This window comes from Lentibacillus persicus (assembly GCF_900112705.1).
Classification (GTDB): Bacteria; Bacillota; Bacilli; order Bacillales; family Amphibacillaceae; genus Lentibacillus; species Lentibacillus persicus.
Window position 1 is genome coordinate 1 of sequence record NZ_FOMR01000004.1, and the last position, 25,729, is coordinate 25,729.

General features: G+C 41.1%; 31 protein-coding genes, 1 other RNA gene and 1 pseudogene. 28 read left to right on the plus strand and 5 right to left on the minus strand.

Annotated elements, in window-relative coordinates; all coding sequences use genetic code 11:
- Window positions 1-186: pseudogene (locus tag BMZ22_RS06145) on the minus strand (IS110 family transposase); the annotation flags it as partial.
- A 262-nt stretch (window positions 187-448) separates the two neighbouring features.
- On the opposite strand from BMZ22_RS06145, the gene BMZ22_RS06150 reads away from it, so the two are divergent.
- The 8 genes from BMZ22_RS06150 (at window position 449) to BMZ22_RS06185 (ending at window position 5,917) form a co-directional block, all read left to right on the plus strand.
- Window positions 449-727 carry a hypothetical protein gene (locus BMZ22_RS06150; protein WP_090083167.1) on the plus strand — a complete coding sequence of 93 codons (279 nt, stop codon included), beginning with the start codon at window positions 449-451 and terminating at the stop codon, window positions 725-727.
- 87 nt (window positions 728-814) lie between these two features.
- Window positions 815-1,171, plus strand: a complete 357-nt coding sequence (locus BMZ22_RS06155) for a DUF1798 family protein (protein WP_090083169.1) — start codon at window positions 815-817, stop codon at window positions 1,169-1,171.
- A gap of 67 nt (window positions 1,172-1,238) precedes the next feature.
- Complete coding sequence (locus tag BMZ22_RS06160; RefSeq protein ID WP_090083171.1) at window positions 1,239-1,643, plus strand: cytidine deaminase; 405 nt, start codon at window positions 1,239-1,241, stop codon at window positions 1,641-1,643.
- A 167-nt stretch (window positions 1,644-1,810) separates the two neighbouring features.
- Complete coding sequence (gene gpsB / locus BMZ22_RS06165) at window positions 1,811-2,113, plus strand: cell division regulator GpsB (protein ID WP_090083174.1); 303 nt, start codon at window positions 1,811-1,813, stop codon at window positions 2,111-2,113.
- Window positions 2,114-2,176: 63 nt separating this feature from the next.
- Window positions 2,177-2,563, plus strand: an RNA gene (gene rnpB / locus BMZ22_RS06170) — RNase P RNA component class B.
- Between the two features lie 175 nt (window positions 2,564-2,738).
- Window positions 2,739-3,869, plus strand: coding sequence for a THUMP domain-containing class I SAM-dependent RNA methyltransferase (locus BMZ22_RS06175; protein ID WP_090083176.1), 1,131 nt, complete (start codon window positions 2,739-2,741; stop codon window positions 3,867-3,869).
- A 453-nt stretch (window positions 3,870-4,322) separates the two neighbouring features.
- On the plus strand, window positions 4,323-5,411 hold the full coding sequence (locus BMZ22_RS06180; protein WP_245745230.1) for a type III polyketide synthase: 1,089 nt from the start codon (window positions 4,323-4,325) through the stop codon (window positions 5,409-5,411).
- Window positions 5,412-5,434: 23 nt separating this feature from the next.
- Window positions 5,435-5,917 (plus strand): isoprenylcysteine carboxyl methyltransferase family protein, encoded by a 483-nt coding sequence (locus BMZ22_RS06185; protein WP_245745232.1) that lies wholly within the window; start codon window positions 5,435-5,437, stop codon window positions 5,915-5,917.
- 17 nt (window positions 5,918-5,934) lie between these two features.
- On the opposite strand, the gene BMZ22_RS06190 is transcribed toward BMZ22_RS06185, so the two are convergent.
- Window positions 5,935-6,612 carry a queuosine precursor transporter gene (locus tag BMZ22_RS06190; protein ID WP_090083182.1) on the minus strand — a complete coding sequence of 226 codons (678 nt, stop codon included), beginning with the start codon at window positions 6,610-6,612 and terminating at the stop codon, window positions 5,935-5,937.
- 145 nt (window positions 6,613-6,757) lie between these two features.
- Entirely contained in the window at window positions 6,758-6,958 is a 201-nt protein-coding gene (locus BMZ22_RS06195; protein ID WP_010530780.1) for a cold-shock protein, read from the minus strand.
- A 335-nt stretch (window positions 6,959-7,293) separates the two neighbouring features.
- On the opposite strand from BMZ22_RS06195, the gene BMZ22_RS06200 reads away from it, so the two are divergent.
- The 12 genes from BMZ22_RS06200 (at window position 7,294) to BMZ22_RS06255 (ending at window position 15,719) form a co-directional block, all read left to right on the plus strand.
- On the plus strand, window positions 7,294-8,964 hold the full coding sequence (locus BMZ22_RS06200; protein WP_090083185.1) for a formate--tetrahydrofolate ligase: 1,671 nt from the start codon (window positions 7,294-7,296) through the stop codon (window positions 8,962-8,964).
- Window position 8,965: 1 nt separating this feature from the next.
- On the plus strand, window positions 8,966-9,565 hold the full coding sequence (locus BMZ22_RS06205; protein WP_090083938.1) for an HD domain-containing protein: 600 nt from the start codon (window positions 8,966-8,968) through the stop codon (window positions 9,563-9,565).
- 102 nt (window positions 9,566-9,667) lie between these two features.
- Entirely contained in the window at window positions 9,668-10,624 is a 957-nt protein-coding gene (locus BMZ22_RS06210; protein ID WP_090083190.1) for a thymidylate synthase, read from the plus strand.
- Window positions 10,625-10,643: 19 nt separating this feature from the next.
- Window positions 10,644-11,138 carry a dihydrofolate reductase gene (locus tag BMZ22_RS06215; RefSeq protein WP_090083193.1) on the plus strand — a complete coding sequence of 165 codons (495 nt, stop codon included), beginning with the start codon at window positions 10,644-10,646 and terminating at the stop codon, window positions 11,136-11,138.
- Between the two features lie 3 nt (window positions 11,139-11,141).
- Window positions 11,142-11,729 (plus strand): molybdenum cofactor guanylyltransferase, encoded by a 588-nt coding sequence (gene mobA, locus BMZ22_RS06220; RefSeq protein WP_090083196.1) that lies wholly within the window; start codon window positions 11,142-11,144, stop codon window positions 11,727-11,729.
- 311 nt (window positions 11,730-12,040) lie between these two features.
- Complete coding sequence (gene tatA, locus BMZ22_RS06225; protein ID WP_090083198.1) at window positions 12,041-12,250, plus strand: twin-arginine translocase TatA/TatE family subunit; 210 nt, start codon at window positions 12,041-12,043, stop codon at window positions 12,248-12,250.
- A 19-nt stretch (window positions 12,251-12,269) separates the two neighbouring features.
- Window positions 12,270-12,455 (plus strand): twin-arginine translocase TatA/TatE family subunit, encoded by a 186-nt coding sequence (tatA, locus tag BMZ22_RS06230; RefSeq protein WP_090083201.1) that lies wholly within the window; start codon window positions 12,270-12,272, stop codon window positions 12,453-12,455.
- 69 nt (window positions 12,456-12,524) lie between these two features.
- Window positions 12,525-13,289, plus strand: coding sequence for a twin-arginine translocase subunit TatC (gene tatC / locus BMZ22_RS06235; RefSeq protein WP_090083204.1), 765 nt, complete (start codon window positions 12,525-12,527; stop codon window positions 13,287-13,289).
- A gap of 14 nt (window positions 13,290-13,303) precedes the next feature.
- Window positions 13,304-13,525 carry a YozE family protein gene (locus tag BMZ22_RS06240; RefSeq protein ID WP_090083206.1) on the plus strand — a complete coding sequence of 74 codons (222 nt, stop codon included), beginning with the start codon at window positions 13,304-13,306 and terminating at the stop codon, window positions 13,523-13,525.
- A 450-nt stretch (window positions 13,526-13,975) separates the two neighbouring features.
- Window positions 13,976-14,410: a VrrA/YqfQ family protein gene (vrrA, locus tag BMZ22_RS06245; RefSeq protein ID WP_090083208.1), complete on the plus strand. Its 435-nt coding sequence runs from the start codon at window positions 13,976-13,978 to the stop codon at window positions 14,408-14,410.
- Window positions 14,411-14,513: 103 nt separating this feature from the next.
- Window positions 14,514-15,467 carry a peptide-methionine (S)-S-oxide reductase MsrA gene (msrA, locus tag BMZ22_RS06250; RefSeq protein ID WP_090083210.1) on the plus strand — a complete coding sequence of 318 codons (954 nt, stop codon included), beginning with the start codon at window positions 14,514-14,516 and terminating at the stop codon, window positions 15,465-15,467.
- Between the two features lie 42 nt (window positions 15,468-15,509).
- Window positions 15,510-15,719, plus strand: coding sequence for a DUF6501 family protein (locus BMZ22_RS06255; protein WP_090083212.1), 210 nt, complete (start codon window positions 15,510-15,512; stop codon window positions 15,717-15,719).
- A gap of 231 nt (window positions 15,720-15,950) precedes the next feature.
- Here the strand turns inward: BMZ22_RS06255 and BMZ22_RS06260 are convergent, their stop codons facing one another.
- A complete protein-coding gene (locus BMZ22_RS06260) occupies window positions 15,951-17,144 on the minus strand; it encodes a M14 family metallopeptidase (RefSeq protein ID WP_090083214.1) in 1,194 nt (397 codons plus the stop codon).
- Window positions 17,145-17,289: 145 nt separating this feature from the next.
- Here BMZ22_RS06260 and BMZ22_RS06265 point away from each other — a divergent pair, with 145 nt between their 5' ends.
- Window positions 17,290-17,529, plus strand: coding sequence for a ferredoxin family protein (locus BMZ22_RS06265; protein WP_090083217.1), 240 nt, complete (start codon window positions 17,290-17,292; stop codon window positions 17,527-17,529).
- Window positions 17,530-17,571: 42 nt separating this feature from the next.
- Here BMZ22_RS06265 and BMZ22_RS06270 read toward each other — a convergent pair whose 3' ends face one another.
- Complete coding sequence (locus BMZ22_RS06270; RefSeq protein ID WP_090083220.1) at window positions 17,572-17,841, minus strand: acylphosphatase; 270 nt, start codon at window positions 17,839-17,841, stop codon at window positions 17,572-17,574.
- Between the two features lie 236 nt (window positions 17,842-18,077).
- On the opposite strand from BMZ22_RS06270, the gene BMZ22_RS06275 reads away from it, so the two are divergent.
- From BMZ22_RS06275 to narI, 7 genes are all read left to right on the plus strand, one after another.
- Complete coding sequence (locus BMZ22_RS06275) at window positions 18,078-18,494, plus strand: hemerythrin domain-containing protein (RefSeq protein ID WP_090083223.1); 417 nt, start codon at window positions 18,078-18,080, stop codon at window positions 18,492-18,494.
- 26 nt (window positions 18,495-18,520) lie between these two features.
- On the plus strand, window positions 18,521-18,844 hold the full coding sequence (locus tag BMZ22_RS06280; protein ID WP_090083226.1) for a hypothetical protein: 324 nt from the start codon (window positions 18,521-18,523) through the stop codon (window positions 18,842-18,844).
- A 44-nt stretch (window positions 18,845-18,888) separates the two neighbouring features.
- Window positions 18,889-19,167 carry a hypothetical protein gene (locus BMZ22_RS06285; protein WP_090083229.1) on the plus strand — a complete coding sequence of 93 codons (279 nt, stop codon included), beginning with the start codon at window positions 18,889-18,891 and terminating at the stop codon, window positions 19,165-19,167.
- On the plus strand, window positions 19,164-22,859 hold the full coding sequence (locus tag BMZ22_RS06290; RefSeq protein WP_090083231.1) for a nitrate reductase subunit alpha: 3,696 nt from the start codon (window positions 19,164-19,166) through the stop codon (window positions 22,857-22,859). Before BMZ22_RS06285 ends, BMZ22_RS06290 begins: the two co-directional genes overlap by 4 nt.
- Complete coding sequence (narH, locus tag BMZ22_RS06295; protein ID WP_090083233.1) at window positions 22,849-24,342, plus strand: nitrate reductase subunit beta; 1,494 nt, start codon at window positions 22,849-22,851, stop codon at window positions 24,340-24,342. Before BMZ22_RS06290 ends, narH begins: the two co-directional genes overlap by 11 nt.
- Window positions 24,342-24,944 carry a nitrate reductase molybdenum cofactor assembly chaperone gene (gene narJ, locus BMZ22_RS06300; protein WP_090083235.1) on the plus strand — a complete coding sequence of 201 codons (603 nt, stop codon included), beginning with the start codon at window positions 24,342-24,344 and terminating at the stop codon, window positions 24,942-24,944. Before narH ends, narJ begins: the two co-directional genes overlap by 1 nt.
- 69 nt (window positions 24,945-25,013) lie before the next feature.
- The gene (narI, locus tag BMZ22_RS06305) at window positions 25,014-25,709 is read left to right on the plus strand and encodes a respiratory nitrate reductase subunit gamma (RefSeq protein ID WP_090083238.1); all 696 of its coding nucleotides are present in this window, start codon (window positions 25,014-25,016) and stop codon (window positions 25,707-25,709) included.
- The last annotated feature ends 20 nt before the right edge of the window (window positions 25,710-25,729 follow it).

The following is a 25,729-nucleotide window of genomic DNA, read 5'->3' on the forward strand; positions in this document are numbered from 1 at the left end:
GTCTGAGGCCCAATTAATCAGCCGTTCAAAGCCACTTATATTGTTTTCAAAGACCAAGCGTTTCCCTAAATCAATGCCGCGGTCATCCTGTGCTCTCGCGACGTGTTTTTTCTTCGCGATATCAATACCTACGATTAATGTTTCCTCTGTGATTTGCCTTATTTTTTCATTTCGATTATAATTCATTGGTGAGTCCTCCTTGGTTTTTATTTAATTAGGGGTCGATGCGCATCGACACCCCGTACTATACCAAGGGGACTCTTTTTGTATCAAACCTCAAATACCCTCAAATTTTTTCAATACAGGAATGCTCCTTTTATGCTTAGTTTGGCTGATCAGCAGTGAATTTACTCTGCTTTTATCGTTATTCTTCTAGTTTTGTCGAGAGGGAAGGGACCTCATTGTTTATCTAGAATATATAAACTAATAAATAAAGCGGGGTGTGTCCATGCCAAAAAAAACCAATTTACAGCAGAAACAGAAGCGAGTAAAAACGGTTGATTTCGCAAACAAGTTAGCCGAATTAAGCAACCAGCTTCGATTAATGGAGCAAAAAATGACGATGAGTATTGACAGGAATATTCAAGCGGAATATGAGAATCATCGACACGAGCTGAACCACTCAACCTATTCAGTCAACAAGGCGCATTTAAAATTTCAAACCGAACAAAAAAAGCTTGTTCCCAGCCGATTTACATTTAATAAACATAAAAAAAGACTATCGTAACAGATGCTTTTTGTTACGTGCGATGATAAAATATACTTGGTAAATAAATTAAACGGTGATTAGATTAGTTGGAAAGCAGGATGTAATATGGAGTTGGAACAACAAACTGTACAGCTCATGGAAGAACTTGAGCGACTCAAGAATATATTTGAGGAAAATAATCCGCCAGAGAGCAAAAAAGATAAAGAATTTTTTGAAATGGTAAAAAAGGAAACAGCCCCTATTTATGAACTGCTGGCCAAATGGGAGGAAAATACGCTCAAAGTTGTTAAAGAGCGGAAGGTGAATGTTCACCCACAGCAAGTCACGTCAACTCGGGAAAATATGGAACTTCTATTGTTAAACAGTTATTATGTAGATGTGAAACGCAGAAGATATATGGAATTGAACCATTCAATACATTTTATACTTCATCAGCTTCTGACTGAGCTGCAAACTGGATAGGGAGCTTTACAAATACAACGCTTTCAACTATAATTATCTTCCATTCATGTGTGAAGGGGGAAGAGGTATGAGCAACCAAAAATTACTTGAAAAAGCACACGAAATAAAGCATAAAGCATATGTCCCGTATTCGAAGTTCCCTGTTGGGGCTGCACTGCTTACGCATTCCGGCAAGGTTTACACAGGGTGCAATATTGAAAATGCTGCTTATCCAGTCAGTTGCTGTGCAGAAAGGGTTGCTATTTTCAAAGCAATCTCTGAAGGTCATTTTGATTTTGCTGAGATGGCAGTGGTTGCTGATACAAAAAGACCCGTTCCACCATGTGGATCGTGCAGACAAGTTATGAGTGAGTTTTTTAATAAGGACATGAGGATTAATCTGGCAAATGGTCAAAGTGATACTAAAACAGTTACGATGGAAGACTTACTGCCATTTTCCTTCCAATCTGATGACATGCATGAGCGGGGCTGACAAGACAGCCTCTTTTTTATGAGGTTATGAATTAATAACACAATACATACGAATCATGTTATACTGTTAGAGATTACGGTAATATCACTGTACATACGATAAGCATCAGCAGTAAGTTTTAATCGGTTCTGACCAGATTATATTTGAAAAATCCGAGGTGACTTAAGATGAATGCAAACCGCATCCAACTTACAGGGAAAGACATACTTGAGAAAGAATTTAAAACAGGCATGCGCGGCTACAATCAAGAAGAAGTTGATGAATTTCTTGATACGATCATCCAGGATTATGAAGCATTTCAGCAGGAAATTGAAAAACTGCGACAGGAAAATGAACGTATCAGAAAACAATCCGATCAGACCAGAAGCAGGGCGACTTCAAACAATCATCAAGTCAATTATGATATTTTGAAGCGCGTTTCCAATCTGGAAAAAGCTGTGTTCGGCAAAAAATATGATGATGAGGAATAATGGGATATTTTTACAGTGAACACAAAGCTAATATATGATATAATTCTATTAGAAAATAATTGAATGCTTGCGTAATCGCTGTATATAAACACATATACAGAGGAAAGTCCATGCTCACACAGACTGCGATGTCTGTAGTGTTCGTGCTTGACGAAATCATAAGTCAAGGTAGCTTACAAAGCTAACGGCAGCAGAGACCCCTAAATCATACGACATGGGGCAGTATGCTTGAAAGTGCCACAGTGACGCAGTCGGGCTGGAAACAGTCCGAATGGAACGCGGTAAACCCCACGAGTGAGCAACCCAAATATTGGTAGGGGCATCCTTGATTAGGGAAATGAACTGAAAAAGGGACAAGCATCATGTAAATGCTTGTAGATAGATGATTGCGACCGGCGTACAAGGCTGACCACCGTATAAGTACGACGGAACAGAACATGGCTTATCAAGTATTCAATGGTCTTTAACCTAACCAGTCCAAAACCTTTCTGAGATAATCAGAAAGGTTTTTTAATTACATATGCGTCTGTGATAAACTAATACTGACTTTAAACGAAGGTAAGATCTCTTTTGGTTCTATCATGAAAAGAAAAAATAAAATTGATACGGGAAAGGAATTTAACACATGTCTCAGAATATAACGTTAATCGCAACAACTGCGATGGGCTTGGAATCAGTCGTCGCAACTGAAGTGAAACAGCTTGGTTATGAAGTCACAGTAGAAAATGGGAAAATCATCTTTGAGGCGCCTGTCTCAGCTATTCCACGCTGCAACCTATGGCTGCGAAGTGCTGACCGTGTCAAATTGCAGGTGGGACGGTTTAAAGCTGACACGTTTGATGATTTGTTTGAAGCGACAAAAGCACTGCCATGGGAAAATTTTATTACAGAAGAAGGTAAATTCCCTGTTACTGGAAAATCTGTAAAATCCACACTGCATAGCGTACCCGATTGTCAGGCAATCGTTAAAAAAGCAATAGCTGAAAAGTTAAAACTAAAGCATGGCGTTGCCGGAAATTTACCTGAGACAGGTTCTTTATATAAAGTTGAGGTGGCCATTCACAAGGATGAAGCAACGTTGAGTATCGACACATCGGGGTCGGGATTACACAAACGAGGTTATCGAAACGGCCAAGGCGATGCACCCTTAAAGGAAACGTTGGCTGCTGCGCTGGTCATGCTTACAAACTGGAAACCTGACAAGCCGTTTCTCGATCCATTTTGCGGCTCGGGAACAATTCCAATTGAAGCCGCTTTAATTGGGCAGAACATTGCACCGGGTTTTAATCGTGAATTTGCCTCTGAAGAGTGGAATTGGATTAAAAACCGTCATTGGGATGAAGCTTTTGAAGAAGTAGAAGATAAAGCTAATTATGACCAAAAATTGGATATAACGGGATCGGATATTGACCATGGAATGATTGAAATTTCAAAAGAAAATGCAACTGAGGCAGGTCTTGGGGATCTTATCTCATGGAAACAAATGCAGGCGAGTGACTTAGTGCTAAAAAAACAAAATGGTTACTTAATAGGCAACCCTCCATATGGACAACGTATAGGTGATGAAGCAGAAGCCGCCGAAATATACAGTGACATAGGAAAGATTATGAAGAATCACCCGACTTGGAGCGTGTATATCCTCACAGCATATGATCATTTTGAACAAAAATATGGGGAGAAGGCCACCAAAAAACGAAAACTTTTCAATGGCTTTATTCAGACCAATTATTATCAATACTTCGGCAGAAAAGAATAAAGAACCCGAGATTCTTTTTGTGAATTAAGTTGCTTATTAACCTGAGCAGTTTTCAGTAAGGTGCTGTGACATCGCTCCGGAAATACACTTGGTGCTCGTCGTGTTGCAAACAAATTCGGTGCAGCCGGCACTCCTCGCATAAAACCGCCAAACCAAAAACCAGGGAGATCCCCTGGTTTTTATATTTATTTAAGTTAAACATTCCCCTCATTTTTTCTGTTTTATCGCACCATAAATAGAATAAAAACACCAAACCAGCTAATAATAATGAAGCATAAATAACCGCTTCATTTTATAACTTTCACAATCCGCTAAAGATTCTTCAATAACACTCAAATCAGTGCATGAAACAATTTTTTAAACCTTTTTGTTAAAAAAGTTTGTGAACAATCGGTAAAAAAAGTGCAATTTTGTGTCTTTTAATAAGCTGCTGGAAAGAAGGAGGGAGGCCAGTTGATCAGTTCGATCGGTTTAGGTATGCCGCCTCATGACATAACCCAGATACAGATCAAGCATTTAGTGAAAGAAATATTTAAAAACAGGGGTTCAAAATGGATTGACAGAATCCTGCCTGTATTCGATCACGCCCTAATTGATAAGCGACAATTTGTTGTAGAGGCAGACTGGTTTCAGAATACGCATACATTCCAGGAAAAGAATGATCTATATCAACAGCTTGCAGTCAAACATTCCTTAGCTGCGATTGACGATTGTTTAACTAATGCGTTTTTTTTAAAGAATGCCGTTCCATACAAAGCCATTGATATGATTATATTTACTTCAAGTACTGGCATAGCCGCTCCTTCCTTAGAAACATTTATTATGAGCGAACGTCCTTTTAAGGAAAATGTCGCGCGAATGCCACTATGGGGACTAGGTTGTGCAGGCGGGGCTGCAGGTCTGTCACGGGCGTTTGATTGGGTGAAAGCACACCCTGATAAAAATGTGCTCTTGGTATGCTGTGAACTGTGCAGTCTGACATTTCAAAAGGAAGATTTACAAAAAAGCAATCTAGTTGGCACAGCTTTATTCGGAGATGGGATTGGCGCGGCTTTAGTAATGGGAGATCGGTCGAAATATTTAATGTACAGCAAACATACAAAACCAAAGATTACGTATACAGATTCCGCCACAATGAAAAACAGTCAACGTGTCATGGGCTGGGATATTACAAACAGGGGACTTGAAGTAATCTTTTCCAAAAGTATACCAGCGCTAGTCGGATCTTTTTGGAAGAAACATATTGATCAATTTTTTCAAACGATTAATACCGATCAAACAGCGATTCATTCGTTTATATCACATCCGGGAGGTAAAAAAGTCTTGGAGGCAATGGAAGATGCCGTACAAGCTCCACGGGATAAATTGAGATATTCTTACGAAGTTCTGCGCAATCATGGCAATATGTCTTCAGCAACAGTTTTATATGTATTAAGGCAATGGATGCTCGCTGGGGTACATGAAAAACAATTAAGCATTTTGTCGGCTTTAGGACCTGGATTCAGTTCGGAATTGCTGTTATTGGAGTGGGTTGAATCATGACAATATGGATGTGGTTATTTATAATGGCAGTCATAATACAGCGTCTTGTTGAATTATTGATCGCCAAAAATAATGAAATATGGATGAAAAGCAGGGGAGGAATTGAAAAGGGAAAACACCATTATAAGTGGTTCATCATGCTTCATATCTGCTTTTTTATATCAATTATTATCGAGACATCCGTAAATAATAGCAATTTCACCGAAGTCAATTATTTACTGTTGTTTATCTTTATAGCTGCTCAAGCAATCCGTTTCTGGTCCATTCAGTCACTAGGCCGATTCTGGAATACGAAAGTAATTGTTTTGCCAGGTGTTATACATATAAAAAAAGGACCATACAAATATGTAAAACACCCCAATTACATTGTAGCAGGGATTGAATTATTGGTTATACCACTCTTTGTTGGCGCTGTATATACGGCAATGGTGTTTCCGCTTTTTCATCTTCTCTTACTCATGATCAGAATCCCTTCGGAGGAAAAAGCATTAACACGTACGACATAATTAAAGGATAGTCCAGGCTATCCTTTAATTTTCATATTTTTTGCCATGTACATAAATGGGGTATCAATAATGGCAACGACAAATTTAATAATATACGTTGTCATGAAAATCTCCAGCCAGATCGAAAAGGGATATTCCCCAAAAAAAGCTATACCGCAAAATACAGCAGAATCCAAAAGCTGACTGATGGCTGTACTGCCATTATTGCGAAGCCATAAATAGTTATCGGAAGGAAAGACTTTACGTAATTTATTATAAATCCATACGTCAAAATATTGACTCACAATATAGGCCGCTAAGCTTCCAAGGGCTACTTTTGGAATCACTTCAAAAAGGGTTGAAAGGGCGCCGTGAGCAATATCATCTGGCCCCGGTTCAAACTGGAGTGTAATTTGCATTAAAATAATCATCACAACCAGCGTTGAAAAACCCAACCATACAGCTTTTTTAGCATCTTCTTTACCATATTTTTCATTAATTATATCAGTGGCCAGAAAAGCTGTCCCATAAAGGATATTTCCTAAAGTGGCTGTCAGTCCAAATAATTCAACCGTTTTTAAGACTTGGATATTGGCTATCACTGTAGCCATCCCAATCCAAACGAACAAGCCCACACGCCCAAATAATCGGTAAAAAATCAGGAGCAGCGTAAAGTTAACGAGTGCAAACAAAAGCCAGATTACCTCGTTAGGCATAATAAATTCCTCCTTAGTTTTGATAACGCGGGAGTTTGCGAACCGCGGATAACACCTAATTATACGCTGATACCTACCGAAAGGCAAATCAAAAAAAGCAGCAATCAATTATGATTGCCGCTTTATATATAGGGGTTTAAACCAATTATTGTTTTACAACGTTTGCAGCTTGTGGACCGCGTTCGCCTTCCACAATGTCAAATGTTACGTTTTGTCCTTCTTCAAGTGTTTTAAATCCTTCTTCTTGGATAGCGGAATAATGAACGAAAACGTCATTTCCTTCTTCCACCTGAATGAAACCATAGCCTTTTTCCGCATTAAACCATTTTACTACGCCGTTTTCCATTGTAAATAATCCTCCTAAAAACTTTCACGTAAAACGTGTTAATACAAAGCAGATAAACAGAATAAAAAAACAGCTTCCTGAAGAAGTGCTGGATCACTTTTGCATCCACTTCCATAGAAGCCGCTTGTCATTAATGATTCCATACATCTTCTTTGCTTATGTCTAATATAGCCTATTTTAAGTCTGCAGTCAAGAAAATGCTTCGATCTAAATTATTTTTATAAATAAGTTCTGAAAAAATATGAAAGTCCTTAAAGAAGGGGCTGAGTGATGTATGAAAAATAAAATAAATACGATACACTGACATTAAATAATTGGAATGGGAGATGTGTGAAATGAAATCAGATATTGATATTGCACAGGAAGCCACTATTAAACCAATTGCAGAAATCGCAGGGAAACTCGGCCTTGACCAGGGAGATTGGGAACCATACGGCCACACCAAAGCAAAGCTCTCGGAAGCATTAATGAATAAGTTAGAGGCGAAGCAGAACGGAAAAGTGATTCTAGTTACCTCGATTAACCCTACTAAAGCAGGAGAAGGCAAATCGACGGTTACGGTCGGCTTGGGTCAAGCTATGGAAAAAATAGGCAAAAAAGCAATGATTGCTTTACGTGAGCCTTCCTTAGGACCTGTCATGGGGATGAAGGGCGGTGCAGCTGGCGGGGGTTATTCACAAGTCCTACCCATGGAGGATATAAACCTTCATTTCACCGGGGACTTGCACGCCATTACGACAGCTAACAATGCCCTTGCAGCTATGATTGATAATCACATACATAGAGGAAATGCATTAAACATTGATCCGCGGCGTATTGAATGGAAGCGGGTAATGGATATGAATGACCGAGCGCTGAGACAAATTGTTGTTGGTCTTGGCGGCCCCTTACGCGGTGTGCCGCGAGAAGATGGATTTAATATTACGGTAGCATCTGAAATAATGGCGATCATATGCCTTGCAACAAATCTGAACGATTTAAAAACAAGAATTTCCAACATTATTATTGGCTATACATATGATGAGAAACCCGTCACTGCAGGCGATTTGAAAGTAGAAGGAGCATTGACACTCTTGTTGAAAGAAGCAATTAAGCCTAACCTTGTTCAGACAACAGAGAATACCCCTGCCGTCATTCATGGCGGCCCCTTTGCCAATATTGCGCACGGTTGCAACAGCATTATGGCGACAAAAACTGCCGCGAAACTAAGCGATTATGTTGTCACAGAAGCTGGTTTCGGAGCAGACTTGGGAGCTGAGAAATTTTTGGATATCAAATCCCGGGCTGGTGAATTAAAAACGGACGCTGTTGTCATCGTAGCGACTGTACGTGCTATAAAAATGCATGGTGGCATTGATCATGCCAACCTGAGCAATGAAAATGTTGAAGTAATGAAAGATGGTATTGAAAACCTGGCGAAACACATTGAAACGATTGAAGCATTCGGTCTGCCGCTTGTGGTTGCTATTAATAAATTTCCAACCGATACGGCTGCAGAAATCGAATATATTACGTCATGGTGTAAGTCGAGGGACATTGATGTGGCTTTAACAGATGTACACGCAAAAGGCGGTGAAGGCGGGATAGAACTTGTTTCAAAGGTAGTTGAAAAGGCTGACGCGCCTTCGCTTGGATTGAACTATATTTATGATTTGGACGATACCCTGGAAACAAAAATCAAAAAAATCGCACAAACCGTTTATGGTGCTGATGACATCGATCTATCGCCAAAAGCAAAAAGACAGCTTTCCTCTTATGAAGAAGCAGGATGGGGCAAACTGCCGGTATGTATGGCCAAAACACAATACTCCTTATCTGATGATCCTTCGTTGATTGGAAGACCTGAGAATTTTACAATATCAATAAGAGAAGTGCGACCTTCAATAGGTGCAGGGTTTATTGTTGTGTTAACCGGAGATATCCTGACGATGCCTGGCTTGCCAAAAAATCCCGCTGCCCTCAATATGGATGTGGATGAAGATGGAAAGGTACTCGGGTTATTTTAATATGCAAACTGACACGAAAATGAAGGCGATCAAAAATTATGTATACACCATTTTTGACGAGGACCCAACAGGCCATGATTTCTTTCACATGAAACGAGTCGCCCGGATGGCGCGATTCATAGCAGTTAAAGAAGGTTCAGATTTATTTATTTGCGAAGCTGCCGGATGGGTCCACGACGTTGGGGACAAAAAACTGTTTTCCAATCGTAGCAAAGCTTTGGAACAACTTAATCATTTTTTACGATCCATTGATTGCACTGCTACGGACATCAATGCTATTCGGGAAGCAGTTGATAATATTTCATTCAGTCGAGGGAAAATACCTGCTTCAATCGAAGGTAAAATAGTCCAGGATGCCGACAGACTCGATGCCATCGGTGCTATTGGAGTTGCTCGTACGTTTTCGTTTGGTGGGGCGAAAGGTCAATTGCTTTGGCATGATAGTGAAGAAAAACGTCAAAATACATCAATACAACATTTTTACGATAAATTACTTTACTTAAAGGGACTCATGCATACCAGAACAGCCAAACAAATAGCTGAACAACGTCACCGGTTTATGGAAATGTACTTACAGCAATTTTTAAATGAATGGCAATAAACGTTTATTACATCGGGCAGCAGGTAAGGCAGGGTCTGCCCGATTAAAATTGCTGTCATATGCAACGTATTTATATTATGATAGTCATACGAGGTGAGAATAATGCTGTCAGGCGAAAAAGGATACTTGGATTTATGCAGATACATACTTAAAAACGGCACGAAAAAGCATGACCGGACCGGAACAGGAACTTATTCAATATTCGGCAGCCAGATGCGTTTTGATCTCAGTGAAGGTTTCCCGCTTCTGACAACGAAAAAGGTACCATTTCGGCTTGTTGCCAGTGAGTTGCTCTGGTTTATTAAAGGTGACACAAATATCCAGTACTTACTGCAAAACAATAATAATATTTGGAATGAATGGGCTTTTAAGAAATGGGTGGAAAGTGATCGTTATGATGGTCCTGACATGACTGATTTCGGGATTCGCAGTCAGCAGGATCCAGAGTTTAACCGACAGTATCAGGAACAAATGAACCGGTTTAAAGAAAAAATTCTGACTGATAATTCCTTTGCTGCAACGTTTGGGGATTTGGGGAATGTATACGGTAAACAATGGCGAGAGTGGAAGACGTCGCAAAACGAAACTATTGATCAGTTAAGTAATGTGATTAATTCAATTCAAAATAAACCGGATTCCCGGCGGCATATTGTATCAGCATGGAATCCGGAAGACGTGCCGAACATGGCGCTGCCGCCATGCCATACATTATTTCAGTTTTACGTTGCGGACGGAAAATTATCGTGTCAGTTATATCAGCGAAGTGCTGATATATTTATAGGCGTGCCTTTCAATATTGCAAGTTATGCACTTTTGACTTATATGATTGCGCATGAGTGCGGGCTTGAAGCTGGCGACTTTATCCATACGTTGGGTGACGCCCATATCTATACGAATCATGTTGAACAAGTCAAAACGCAACTCGGGCGTTCCATCCGGCCGCTTCCACGACTGACCCTCAACCCAGTAAAAGACTCAATTTTTGATTTTGAAATGTCTGATATTGGCTTGACCGGTTATAATCCGCATCCACCAATTAAAGCACCAATCGCAGTCTGACTGAAGGAGGAACAATGCAATGATTTCATTACTTGCGGCCATGGACCGAAACCGGGTTATTGGATATCAGAATGACTTGCCCTGGCATTTGCCAAATGACCTAAAATTCTTTAAAAAACTTACAACAGGGCATTCGATTGTTATGGGGCGAAAAACGTTTGAAGCAATTGGAAGACCGCTCCCAAATCGGAAAAGCATTGTTATTTCAAAACAACATGACCAATTTCCGGAAGGGGTGGAGGTTGTAAAGGATATTAACACGGTCTTGCAATGGAATGAGCAGGAACCAACTGCTGAGATATTTGTAATTGGCGGTGGGGAGATTTTCAATCAGTTCCTGGAGCATGCCGGTCGTATGTATATTACACGGGTTGATGCTGAATTTCAGGGTGACACGTTTTTTCCTTATTTTATTGACTCTGAATGGCGATTAACGCGTAAGGAAAAAGGGGAGAAGAATACTAAAAATCCTTACGACTATTATTTCTTACAATATGATCGATTGGAAGGATGAGGCATGCACGTATCTGGCGTTGTTCTTTCAGGCGGAAAATCGACCCGTATGGGGAAAACTAAATCATTATTGGATTTAAACGGCCGGCCTGTTATTTCTCATGTTACTGATGAAATGGAGGCGTTTTGTGACGATACGGCAGTGATCACAAATGACCCGGCTGCCTATCAATTTCTTGGATTTGATTTATATCAGGACAGATACAAGGAAAAAGGACCGCTTGCTGGAATTGAAACAGCTATTCAGCACATTGATGCCGATGTGTATGTTATGGCGGCTTGTGACACGCCATTTATTCATCGGGCAGTGTATCATCATTTAATTGAGTCTCTTGGCTATGCTGATGCTGTCATCCCGATATATAATGATCGGATGCATCCGCTCTCCGGTATTTATACGAAACATGTCCTGTCACCCATTCAAAACTTGCTGGATGAGAACGAGCGAAAAATACGGACATTATTCAATGCAATATCAGTTAATTATATGACCAATTTCAGTGGAATTTCCGAGGATGTATTAAACAAGCATTTTTTTAATATGAATTACCCGGAACAGTACGAGATGGCAAAAAGGAAAACCATCCGCTGAATGAAGTTTCACTTTATCCCGCATATAACTGGCACTAGTCTTCCAAACTACGGAAGACACTGCCAGTAAATGTCCGATTCGGTTCGGGCCTGCAGGATGCAGGTCACAAAGGCGTTGCCACAGGATGTGGTGCACTTAGCCTTTGTTCCACCTAATCAGCGGGAAAAAGCATTCCGCTGAATGAAGTTTCACTTTATCAGTTGCTAAACAACCCTTGGCATGTTACACTTTTATCAGTTTCAGAGTGTTTGCAGAATACGAATTAACACTATCAAAATTCAGGCTAAATAATAATAAAGAAGGTGTCATACATGGGTATAGGCAGTATCGGCTTCCCTGGACTTATTTTGATCTTAATGATTGCTTTGATAATTTTCGGGCCTAAGAAACTACCTGAAATTGGAAAAGCTGCCGGGAATACGCTTCGTGAATTCAAGAAATCAACACAGGATTTAACGAGTGATGTTTCCGATGAAGTTAAAGAAACAAAAGATATCGTAAAAAATGATCAAAATAAGTGATTTTACGGAGTGATTATGTATGGGCATAGGCAGTATTGGGATTCCAGGTTTAATTTTAATTCTGATCATTGCTTTGGTTATTTTCGGGCCGTCTAAATTACCTGAAATCGGCAAGGCTGTCGGCAGTTCACTAAAGGAATTTAAGAATTCTGCGAAAGATATTGGATCTGATGATTCAGACAAGAACGATCGAACACCAAAATAATAGACTGTTTAACAAGGTGTAGGGGGAAACCTTACATCTTCTTTTATGCTTGGACTAGGAGCGTGGGTCATGTCGCGGAAACAGCAGTTCGAAAATGAAAAGGAAATGAATGTTGTCGGGCATCTGTCCGAACTCAGAAATCGGCTTATCGTAACAGCACTTTTTTTTATTGCATTTTTTATAACCGGCTTTATATATGTTGATGTTATTTATGGTTTTATCGAAGACGATTTGCCCTTCAAACTGAGCGTCACAGGGCTGACTGATCTTATATCAGTTTATTTGACGCTGGCAGCGGTTGTAGCCGCAGTTGGTGCACTGCCGATATTAGCATTGCAAGCTTGGCTGTTTATCCGTCCGGGGCTGACCAAACCCGAGCGGGCTGCAACACTAATGTACATCCCTGTTATATTCATTTTATTCGTCGCAGGTATTGCTTTTGGCTATGTGACTTTTGTAGAATTAATCATACCATTCTTGCTCTCCCTGAATGACGGTATGTTTAACGAAATATTTACGTATGATCGTTACTTTAAACTCTTATTCCGGATTGTCATTCCATTTGCCTTATTTTTCGAAATGCCGGTTATCGTTATGTTCCTGACACGTTTGGGGATTATTACACCTGATTTCATGCGGCAGACACGAAAATATGCGTATTTAATTCTTGTAATTGTTGGTGCATTAATCACACCGCCAGACTTTATTTTGCAGCTTGTAGCTATCATACCGCTGATACTTTTGTATGAAATCAGCATTTATCTTTCCAACATAGTATATCGTAAAAAGCTGAAAAAACACCGTGAGTTTATGGAAAAAGACAGCATTGAATAATGGAGGATTTTCTAATGCGCTCGTTTTACCATTTCGCCTTAACCTATCGCGGAAAAGAAATTCCGGATGATAAAAGCCGGCTGGCTGATTGGTTGTTTTACGACCATGACTTTCCAAAACATTCTGCTGCTTATAATGAAATCAGTGATTACCTTGAAGGGAACAGCCCATTTGTTAATGCGCTTGCGACCTTCGATGAAATGTGGGAAGCTTATCAACTAAATAATATTGACTAGACATTAGCTTCTCACAATTAATCACGTTCAAACAATGCGCATTTAATTACAGCAGATTTCGGCAAAAAACGCGCATATGTGTAACATTATGGTGGGTTGTGCGGTTACCCGGGAAATATCGGGATTGACGTTTTCATTAAATCGCCATATTTACATGTCTTGAGCCCCATTCACATCGTTTATACTTAAGGTATACACATAATGAAAGAAGGGGATACCATGTTTACAGTAGTTGTGTTTGGCGTCATCCTTACAGGAACGGTCGGTTTTATAATAGCAGCAGAAGTATCGAGTGATTAAACTCTATAGTCTGTCACACTCAGTAGCCTTTACGCATTACAAGTAAAGGCTACATTTTATTCTTCACTAACTTGCGATAAACGCCTACACTAATCATGAATGGCCACGTACAATAACCTAAGTGACTTTAAGTGATAGAGGAGGATTGTCATGGTATGGCCGATTCAGCAAAAGCAACCGAATAACGTCATGCTGCCGCCTCAGGCATTTGGCCCGGGATACTCCCCACAACAGAGAGGAACAGATCTTCATCAGTTTACCAAGGGATTGTTGACCCCTGAGCGTATCAATGGCTGGTCCCAGCAATTGAATAATGTGCAAAAGGTATTGAATGTCGTTCAGCAAACTGCTCCCATAATTCAGCAATATGGGCCAATGATAAAAAATTTGCCGATGCTGTTTCAATTGATGAAGGCAATGAACGAGGATGACGCCGATACTAATTCGGAAAATCGCCCAGAAAAATCGAGTGAAAAGGGCGATGAGCTAGAGGAACCTCAATCGGAATCGGATTCGGGGCATTTAGAAAAATCGAAAGCTAAGACGTTGAAGACCGGTGAATCTTCTCCAAAATTATATATTTAATAGACAAATGACAGACCACTAATGCATTTGTAAGCACACAATTTGATTTTTTTAGCTAAAAAGGAAAAAATAAGACTAGAACGATCCAAAATGGAGGTATACTATGACGACTGAATTAGCTACATTTGCAGGTGGTTGTTTTTGGTGTATGGTCGAACCGTTTGACGAACGCCCGGGAATCGAAAAAATCGTTTCAGGGTATACAGGCGGTCATGTTGAGAATCCAACCTATGAACAAGTTTGTTCTGACACGACCGGACACTTGGAAGCAGTCCAGATTACGTTCGATCCGGCCTTAATGTCATACGAGGAACTAGTCAATACGTTTTGGCAGCAAATTGACCCTACCGATGCAGGCGGTCAGTTCAACGACCGGGGCGAATCGTATACGACGGCGATTTTCTATCATAATTCATCCCAAAAAGAAATAGCCGAACAGACCAAGCAAGACTTGGAGAATAGCGGCAAGTTTTCAAAACCAATCGTTACACCAATTCTTCCTGCAAAAACCTTTTATAGAGCTGAGGAAGAACACCAGGATTATTATAAGAAACAGTCATTTCATTATCGCTTATACAAAAAAGGCTCTGGAAGGGAAGACTTTATTAACGAAACTTGGAAGCAGCAGCCTGATAAAAATGAACTAAAGGCAAAACTGAGCCCAATACAATATATTGTCACACAAGAAAACGGCACCGAACAGCCTTTTAATAATGAATACTGGGACAATGAGGATGAAGGTATCTATGTTGACCTCATATCAGGTGATGTACTGTTTTCTTCACATGATAAATTTGACGCAAATTGTGGCTGGCCGAGCTTTACCAAACCAGTAGATCCTTATCACGTTGAAGAAAAAACTGATACAAGCCATGGCATGATCCGAACCGAAGTGAGAAGCAAAAATGCTGATTCACATCTTGGACATGTTTTTAACGATGGACCGAAAGACAGAGGCGGCCTTCGTTATTGCATGAATTCAGCTGCTATGAAATTTATACCAAAAGAAGAAATGAAAGCGAAAGGTTATGGAAGCTATTTGTACCTTTTTGACTAAAGCAACGATAATATCATTATGTAAACTAGCTTAGGAGGAAGCATGAGACACCTTACTTGGGAAAATACGGAGACGATTAAAACAATTGAGTGCGTACACGCAAATGCTGAAAAATTTGTTGTCGATAATAAGCTGACACCGGGCAAGCAGTATGAAGTGAAAAATGAAACAGAAGAGTTTTATTTTATTATTGATAATAGTGACCGGATAGCAGGATTTTATAAAGATTACTTTAAAGAGGTTGGGACATAACTTATATATCCAATATAAGAGACGAACGATAATGAAGCTTAGCGGAGGAAATATGCGTAGACTCCTGCGGGAAGAGAGGCATAGGTGAGACAACGAAGTGCCTTGGCACGAGTTGGCTCACCAGCTGCCCGCGGAAAGTGAAGCATATTTCCGAAGCGGTATATCCCGCTTCCTTTCCTAATAATCGTTCGTCTTTTCCTTTACTTTCAAACCTTTTGTCCCAGCCTCTTTTTATGGTAAATATAAATTGGCCAGCATAAGTCCGAGCGATTCCTGATAAATTTCTTCAAACTGATTAAAAGGAAGCGGGTTTACACCAGTGCCTAATTCAATTGTGAAACCCGGACGCCTGAATTCCTGGATAAACCAATCTTTATAACCCGCATAGCTATCGACATAACGTATAGGCTGGTAACCGCTCACACGGCTGTATTCATTTACAATTTCCTGTGCAATCGGCGGCTCCAATCCTTCAAACCCCCAATAAATCACTTCACCCTGAGTATGGAATGCATTTACACGAGAAAAGTTCCGATTTTCAGCTAGTTCTGCCATTGTTAATGATTCAGGTTCGGATAATGGATGTGGGCCAGGATAGTCTCGCGGCTGGGGTGAATCAGGTTTCCGTGCCGCTTCCATTTCCCAGCGTGCTGGGTATTGATTATTCAAATCCACACCCTTAATGTTTGCCTTCCAATTTGAAAAATCCGCATTCTGGTTATTGATCATTAGAACGTCTTCCTCATAATTCCCGGCAGCTGAAGCTCCATTAATAACAAGATTGACTCCGTCCGGGTTAACCATTGGAACCAGTGATAAGGTTGTTTCGAAAAAGTAGGGAAGAAGGTTTAAACCACGAATTGGTATACCATTTGTTAATGCGAGAACGTAATCATTTAAAAATCGCATAATAACGGGTGTTGTAATCCACTCATTAGCATGAAACGATCCATTTACATGAATATGTTTGCTTCCCGTTCCAATCCGCAATTCAACAATTTCTTTTCCCATAACCGAGGTTCCAATTGCCTCACGAACAATGAACGGATAAACGGTTAATAATCGGCTAACATCATTCGTAAATTTATCAAATGTATAATTACTAAAATCAGTTATGATTAAATTTCGAACGCGTTGCGGAATAACAATTTGCTGACCGATTTGCAAGTCTTCCGGATTGATATTGGGATTGACCAATTGAAGCATATCCACTGGCAAATTACGTGCGATTGCGATGTTCCAAAATGTATCACCTGAAGATATTTGGTATTGGTCAGCCATATAGCCCGGGATTTGGGCCAACTGACCAACGGCCAGCTGACTCGGCTCGAGATCAGGATTGGACTGAACAATCAAGTCGAGCGGAATATCAAACAACTCACTGTAATACCAGAACGAGTCATTGGGACGAATAAAAACCTCCATCATTATCTCCCCTTAAATCCAGCCAGATAGTAAATAATATGTTTCAGTACCGAGTCTTGTGCCCAGCTCTTGTTTCAGACAGCTATTTTCTGTAATATAATGGTTAAGATTCAAGAGGATTTGTATTCTTAAGGAGGGGAATTGCTTGGCTTTTGTTATCACATCACCTTGTATAAATGAAAAATCAGGGGAATGCGTTGAAGTATGTCCTGTTGATTGCATAGAAGAAGGTAAAGATATGTTTTATATTGATCCGGATATATGCATTGACTGTGGTGCCTGTGAGGCTGTTTGTCCAGTCGAAGCTATTTATATGGAAGACGAAGTGCCCGAAGGTGAAGAAAAATATATTAATTTAAATGCACAGTTTTTTGAAGAAAGCTAGCAATAACAGAAGACCGCTATCTACACCGACAGCGGTCTTCTGTTATCTGATTATAAAATCCTTATAACCTTTTTCCTTATGTTGTGTATCCACTTCCATGTCCCGCACACGAATAAAGGGACTGAATCCTTTCTCAAGATCGTTCAAAAATGACTGAACATTATGATCATCACCTTCCACTTCTATATTCACTGTTCCGTCAGAATTGTTTTGCACCCATCCATTTAAATTATAATGGTAAGCCCGCTGCTGAGCAGAATATCTGAAGCCGACCCCTTGCACACGACCATTAACGGTTATATGTGCATGCAATTTTAGCGCCTCCTTTATTAAAAGTACCTAATAATAATATATTGCCAGCCAAAACGCGTCTCAAACCACTTTTATCAAGCGTTTTCTAATTTTCGACAATCCTGTTAAATCTATTCCGTGATAATTGTCACATAAATCCCAATTTTGCTCAGATATTAATTGTACCGCATTTTTCTACATGATATGCTGAAGAAAATTGGAACAATACATTACTTTTTTTAATAGGAGGTGCAGGGATGTCCGGTCCTGCTCTTAAACGGGTTGACAGTCACAGCGCTATTCATGAAGCAGCTTTGAATGAAGCGATCGAACTGACAAACATGCTCGACAAACTTTTTCAAAATAATCAAGAAGAAGAAGCGTTGGAATTAGCATATGTACTTATAGAACAATGGGAAACAAGAACACTTGCTCATGCAGATGCAGAGGAAGACGGATTATATAAAGACTTGGTTGAAGCGGATCCGAATGTGAAGGACGATATTATTGCTCTAACACGTGATCATGATTTGCTGCGAATCATTGTAGGTGACATTAAACAGGAATTGCCGAAAAATGGAATTAATGATGCAACAATACAGCGTTTTCAATCATTAATTATTGTTGATGAGCTTCATAATGAGAAAGAAATGGAAGTTCTTCCGGATCACTAGCATATACACTTCAGGAGGTAAAGCGATTGAGTTCTGAACAAGCAGCTGGAAAACATGAAAAACCTATGCGGGTTATTTTGCCGCAATTGCATCACCAAATAGCTGAACAATTGGAAGAACAGCACAACATTCACCCCTATGATATACAAACCAAGGTTATCCCGGTTGATGCAGGATATGAGGTAATCGTTTACTTTGGGGATAGTTTTGCACATAGGGAAGCAGCGTACTTTTCGGTTGAAGCAATTGAAAAAAATGGGGGCGAATTATCCGGGTTCATAGAAAAAATAGGAGACACTTGCAAAGAAGTGATGATTGCTGATTATTACAAGATGATGAGACCAAAATAAAACAATTTTTACTATCGAACTTCTGAATGAAAGGGTGTCCGCGATTGTTTTTATTTGAAGATGAGGCCAATATAGTCGAAGATCGTGAAGATTTAATCTCCGTCCTGAAGATGCGATTTGGCGACATTCCGCCAAAAGTGATAGAGGAAATTTATGCAATCAGTTCGTATGAAACACTGGAACGCCTCATATTAGTAGCTTCGAATGTGCCAAGTTTAAAAGTGTTTCTTGAAGAATTAAAAGAAGGGGAAGGAAGCTTTCGTATTTTAGGCGACAGATTTAATCCAATTGAAGCACAATCTGAAGGCGGTGGGAGCAAGTGAGAAGTAGCAATAAATTATTCGATAAATTAAAACATATAAAATCGGGCAATAAACTGAATGAAGGATGGACCGAGGAAAGTCCGCGTCCTCGTGACTCAGAAGATATCTATCGCCGGAGATGGCAGCATGATAAAATTGTCCGCTCAACGCATGGTGTTAATTGCACCGGTTCATGCAGCTGGAAAATCTACGTAAAAGACGGGATTATTACGTCCGAAACACAGCAGACCGATTACCCAAGCACGGGTGATGACTTTCCTGAATACGAACCGCGCGGGTGCCCGAGAGGTGCCAGCTTTTCATGGTATACTTACAGTCCCATCAGGGTAAAATATCCCTATGTCCGAAGTGATTTATATGAACTTTGGAAAGAAGAACGGAACAATCATAAAGACCCCGTGGAAGCATGGGAGAACATTGTCAGCAGTCCCGAAAAGCGCGAACAGTACGTAAGAGCACGCGGGAAAGGCGGATTTGTTCGGGCCACATGGCGGGATATGTCTGAAATGATTGCCAGTGCAACGATTCAAACGATTAGAAAATACGGCCCTGACCGTGTTGCCGGCTTCAGCCCGATTCCAGCGATGTCGATGATAAGTTACTCATCAGGCACCCGTTTTCTCTCTTTAATCGGCGGAACAATTCTGAGCTTTTACGACTGGTACGCTGACCTGCCGCCAGCTTCACCACAAGTATGGGGTGAGCAGACGGACGTTCCGGAAAGTGCTGACTGGTACAATTCCAAATACTTTATCATATGGGGCACAAATTTGCCGCAGACACGGACCCCTGATGCCCATTTCATGGTTGAAGCAAGATACAATGGCACCAAAGTTGTCGGCGTAAGTCCGGACTATGCTGAATATGAGAAATTTGCCGATATTTGGCTTCCTGCAAAAGCCGGAACCGATGCTGCACTTGCAATGGCCATGACACATGTTATTTTAAAAGAATTCTATGTTAATAGAGAAACACCTTACTTTACTTCATACGCTAAAAAGTTTACCGACTTACCTTATTTAGTCACTTTAAATGAACATGGTGAAGAATATCGCAGTGATCGCTTTTTGCGTGCATCCGATATCAATAACGATCAAACACTTGGTGAATGGAAAACGCTTGTCTGGGATGCTCAGACCGATCATCTTGAAACACCAAATGGCAGTATGGGCTTCCGCTGGGATGGAGGCCGCAAATGGAACCTGGAGCTTGATAAAGAGGATGGGAGCACGATAGATCCTGAACTCAGTTTTATCGAGAAGTCCGATGAGACCGTGATGGTGAGCTTCCCTTATTTTGCCGAACAGGATGGCGATATTGTCAAGCGCGGTGTACCTGTCAGACACGTGCAGAATGCCAGCGGCGAGACTGTCAAAGTGACCACAGTCTATGATCTGATGATGGCACATACCGGGGTCGGTCGCGGCCTGGAAGGAGATTATCCTGCAGACTATGATGATCCGAAGCCATATACACCCGCATGGCAGGAGTCTATTACAGGGGTTAACAAGAATCATGTTATAAAAGTAGCTAAAGAATTTGCTGACAATGCGGAACGTACCAATGGCAAATCAATGATTGCCATGGGCGGCGGTACCAATCATTGGTATCATAGTGATCAAATTTACCGTGCCATTTTGAACCTCGTACTGTTGACCGGCTCACAAGGTGTTAACGGGGGCGGATGGGCCCATTACGTCGGCCAGGAAAAAGTTCGTCCGCAAGAAGGATGGCAGCAAGTTGCTTTTGCCGGCGACTGGCAGAAACCACCAAGACACCAGAATGGAACATCATATTTTTATTTCATCACTGATCAATTCCGTTATGAATCGATTCCGGAAGAACCTGAAGAGACCGAGTGGGGGAGTAAATATAACTCAATGCACCCGGCTGACTTGAATGCACTTTCGGCAAGGCTTGGATGGCTCCCGTCATATCCGCAGTTTTCACAAAACTCAATTGATCTTGTTAAGGAAAGCCGGGAACGGGGTGCCCAAACGGAGCAGGAGATTATCGATGATGTCGTCGGTCAAATCAAGCAAGAAAAAATTGACTGGGCTATCGAAAACCCTGATGATCCAAGAAATTTCCCGAGAGTATTCTTTAATTGGCGGTCAAACCTCCTCGGAGACAGCGGTAAAGGACATGAGTTCTTTGTTAAACACCTTGTCGGCGGAGACAATCAAGTATTGGCTGAGCCGGAAAACTCATGGCAGCCGGAAACCATTAATACTGAAGGTGAAGCTCCTACAGGAAAAGCAGATCTTTTAGTCAGTGTAGACTTCCGGATGACAAGTTCAGGTTTGTTTTCTGATATTGTGCTCCCCGCAGCAACATGGTATGAAAAGAATGATATCAGCAGCACAGATTTACATCCATTTGTCCACCCGTTTAATGCAGCAATTTCTCCGCCATGGGAGGCGAAAAGTGACTGGAATACGTTCCGGGAGATCAGTAAAGTTTTCTCCGAGCTTTCAGAAAAACACTTGCCTGCAACTGAAGAGCTTGTGATGTCACCACTTGCACATGACTCACCCGGTGAAATTGCACAAGCTTATGGTAAAATTAAAGATTGGCGAAAGGGAGAAGTTGAAGCAATTCCAGGAAAAACGATGCCAAGCTTTAAATTAGTTGAACGTGATTACCCTAATGTTTATCAAAAAATGACCACGATCGGACCGTTAATCAAAAATGGTTATGGGGGTAAAGGTGTCACCATTCCTGGCGAAGAGGTTTATCAGGATTTGGAAAAACGGCTTGGTACATCAAGACGGGAAGGAATTGGAAAAGGCCGTCCAGACTTATATAACGACGAGCAGGCCATCAATGCCATCCTGGCGATGTCGGGTGCTACAAATGGGAAGCGAGCGGTAGCGGGGTGGAAATCGCTTGAAGAAAAAACCGGACAGAAACTGGAAGATATTGCAAAACCTCGAGCTGAAGAAGATCATACGCTGAGAGATTTAAGTATTCAGCCAAGAAATGCCATTTCTACACCGGTTTGGAGTGGTCTCGAAAAAGACCATCGACGCTATTCGCCATTCACGGTCAATACGGAATATAACATTCCATGGCGGACATTGACCGGCAGACAAAGTTTTTATGTTGATCACGAGATGATGCTCGATTATGGTGAAGGGCTCCCATTATATCTGCCACCGTTAAGGTACGGACCGTTCTTGAAAAAAGAAGAAGGTGTGGCGGAGAATGATAATAAATCAATTACCGTCAGATATTTAACACCACACCAAAAATGGGGCATTCACACAATGTTCACCGATACAACGGCTATGTCGCAATTGTTCAGAGGATGGCAGACGATATGGATGAACGAAGACGATGCACACTCAATCGATTTAAAGGACAATGATTTTGTGGAAGTCTATAACCGAAATGGTGCTATTGCAGCGAGAGTTGTGGTAACTTACCGGATTCCTAAAGGTATGGCATATATGTACCATGCACAAGATCGGACCTTAGGTGTACCTGCCACATCCATCGAAAAAGATGGTGGTAAAAGACGCGGCGGTACCCATAACAGTGTGACACGTGTAACGCTCAAAGGCACACATATGATTGGCGGCTATTCGCAATTAAGTTATGGATTTAACTATTATGGTCCAACAGGTCATCAGCGGGACACAATAGCCGTCATCAGAGCTTTAAAGGAGGTAGATTGGCTTGAAAATTAAAGCACAAGTAGCAATGGTAATGCATTTGGATAAATGTATCGGCTGTCACACCTGTTCTGTCACATGTAAAAATACGTGGACAAACCGGCCTGGAACGGAGTACATGTGGTTTAACAACGTCGAAACCCGGCCCGGAACCGGGTACCCAAAACGCTGGGAAGATACAGAACGATTTAAAGGCGGATGGACGCTCAAGAATGGCAAATTGCAACTTAAAGCAGGCGGCCCTATTTCCAAGCTCTTAAATATTTTTTACAATCCAGATATGGCCACAATGGATGATTACTATGAACCGTGGACATATAACTATGACAACTTAATTCATAGCCCGAAAAGCGAGAATTTGCCTGTAGCAAGACCGCAATCTGTCATTACAGGTGAATATATCGATAAACCGGAATGGGGATCCAACTGGGATGATGATTTGGCCGGCGGCACAGAAACTGTTTCACAGGATCCGACGGTTGAAAAGCTCCAGGAGCACATCTCCTTGGAATATGAGAAAACATTTATGATGTATCTGCCAAGAATTTGTGAACATTGTTTAAACCCATCATGCGTGGCTTCGTGTCCATCAGGGGCGTTGTATAAACGGGACGAAGACGGCATTGTACTCGTGGACCAGGAAGCTTGCCGCGGCTGGCGTTTCTGCATGAGCGGATGCCCGTACCATAAAGTCTATTACAACTGGAATTCACACAAGGCAGAAAAATGCAATTTCTGCTATCCGCGGACTGAAGCAGGCATGCCGACAATTTGTTCTGAAACATGTGTCGGACGTATCCGTTATATCGGGGTAGTCCTATATGATGCTGATAAAGTAAAAGAAGCAGCTTCGGTTGAAGATCCACAAGATCTTTATGAGTCTCAATTGTCTGTGTTTCAGGATCCGTTTGACCCTGAAGTTATTGAAGAGGCACGCAAAGCAGGCATTAATGACGAGTGGATTGAAGGCGCACAAAACTCACCGATTTACAAAATGGCAATGCAATGGAAAATTGCACTTCCGCTTCATCCCGAATATCGTACGCTGCCGATGGTCTGGTATGTACCGCCACTTAGCCCGATTATGAACCATATTACAAATGAAGACGATTTGGATACTGATGGCTACATTCCGGCTGTCGATCAAATGCGAATTCCTGTTGAATACCTTGCTTCAATATTGGCTGCGGATGATACAAAACTAATGCGAAAAGTATTGCTAAAGCTGACTGCTATGCGCGTACACATGCGCGGAAAAACGGTCGGCGGAATTGATGAATTCAGGCAAAGCGAATTACTTAAGGAAGCGGATACGACGCCTGAAGAACTTGAAGATATGGCGCGCTTATTAGGAGTTGCCAAGTATAATGAACGCTTCGTTATTCCAACAGGCAGAAGGGAAATGGATGATGACCTTTATTATGAGCAAGGCGCATGCAGCCTCGAAGACCTGGCCCCGCCTGAAGGTATGGCTTCCCTTGCCGGGGGGAACAGATAATGGATAGTCAGGAACGAACGCTGTTAATTATTGGTTCGCGTTTACTTGCATATCCCGAGGATGATTTCAGAGAAGATCTCAGCGATATCAAAGACTGCATCGATAACGATATTGAAAATGAACAGTTACACAAGCGATTAGAATCAATTGTTTCCATCTTTTATCTCTTTTCAATTGAAGATTTGAGAAAAATGTATGTTTCCACGTTTGACTTGCGGGCTAAAAATGGACTTTACCTGACTGCACATGAACTTGGTGACAGCAGTAAACGTGGAGCAGCCATTATCAGACTGCAAAACATCATCGATGAAGCCGGGTACGAACGGACTGATGATGATTTAGCTGATTATATTCCAATGTTATTTGAATTTCTTGCAGTAGCGCCGGAGAGTGACAATAATGAACGATTAATCAGACGTTTAGCCATTGCCGTACAACGTATTAAAAATAATTTACCTGACGAAAATCCATATTTCAATTTCATGGAATTATTAATGGAAGAAATCTTCCCGCAACCAACAAAAAAGGAAATACAGCGATTGGAATTTGAAAGGGAAGAAGCCGATCTTGAAGAATTACCATACCCAATCATGTATGGCTAAGGAAGTCGTATCCAGCGGAAGAATTAAGTCTTCCGCTGTTACCTCCCTTGCCCAAAGGAGTGATGACGCATGAGCGACGTTTTTTGGTGGGTTATTTTCCCTTACGCAACACTGGTTATTATGGTGCTAGGTTTATTATACCGTTTTGCTTATCGCCAATTGAGCTGGACAGCTCCGTCCACTGAATTCTTTGAAAAAAAATGGCTGAGAATTGGCTCCCCGCTTTTTCATGTAGGAATTATTGCCGCATTCTTCGGGCATATAATGGGAATCGTTATCCCAATGGATTTCTATCATGCAATTGGTGTATCAGATGATTTATATCATTTCGGAGCTTTTTATGGCGGTTTAACGGCCGGGTTAATGGCGGTAGCCGGTCTGATTATTCTTTTAATTCGAAAGATCGTCTATAATCCGGTCAGAGTCCATGCCAGTTTCTCAGACTACTATTCAGTGATAGCGCTCTTAATCATTTCGGGAATCGGTGTCTATATGATGCTGTTTCAAAATGATACGGCGCAGGAATTTGATTACCGGACATCAATTGGACCTTGGTTCAGAAGTTTGTTTGCCTTAAATCCGCAATACCAGCTGATGACTGGTATACCTTTCTTATTTAAACTGCATACACTGCTCGGATTTGGTCTGTTTGCTTCGATACCATTTACATCTCTTGTTCACTTTTACAGTGTACCAGTACACTATCCAGTCAGGGCTCCACAACAATATCGTTCCCGATCCCAATATAGAAAGAAAAGCATGTAAGGAACAGAACTGAGAGCAAA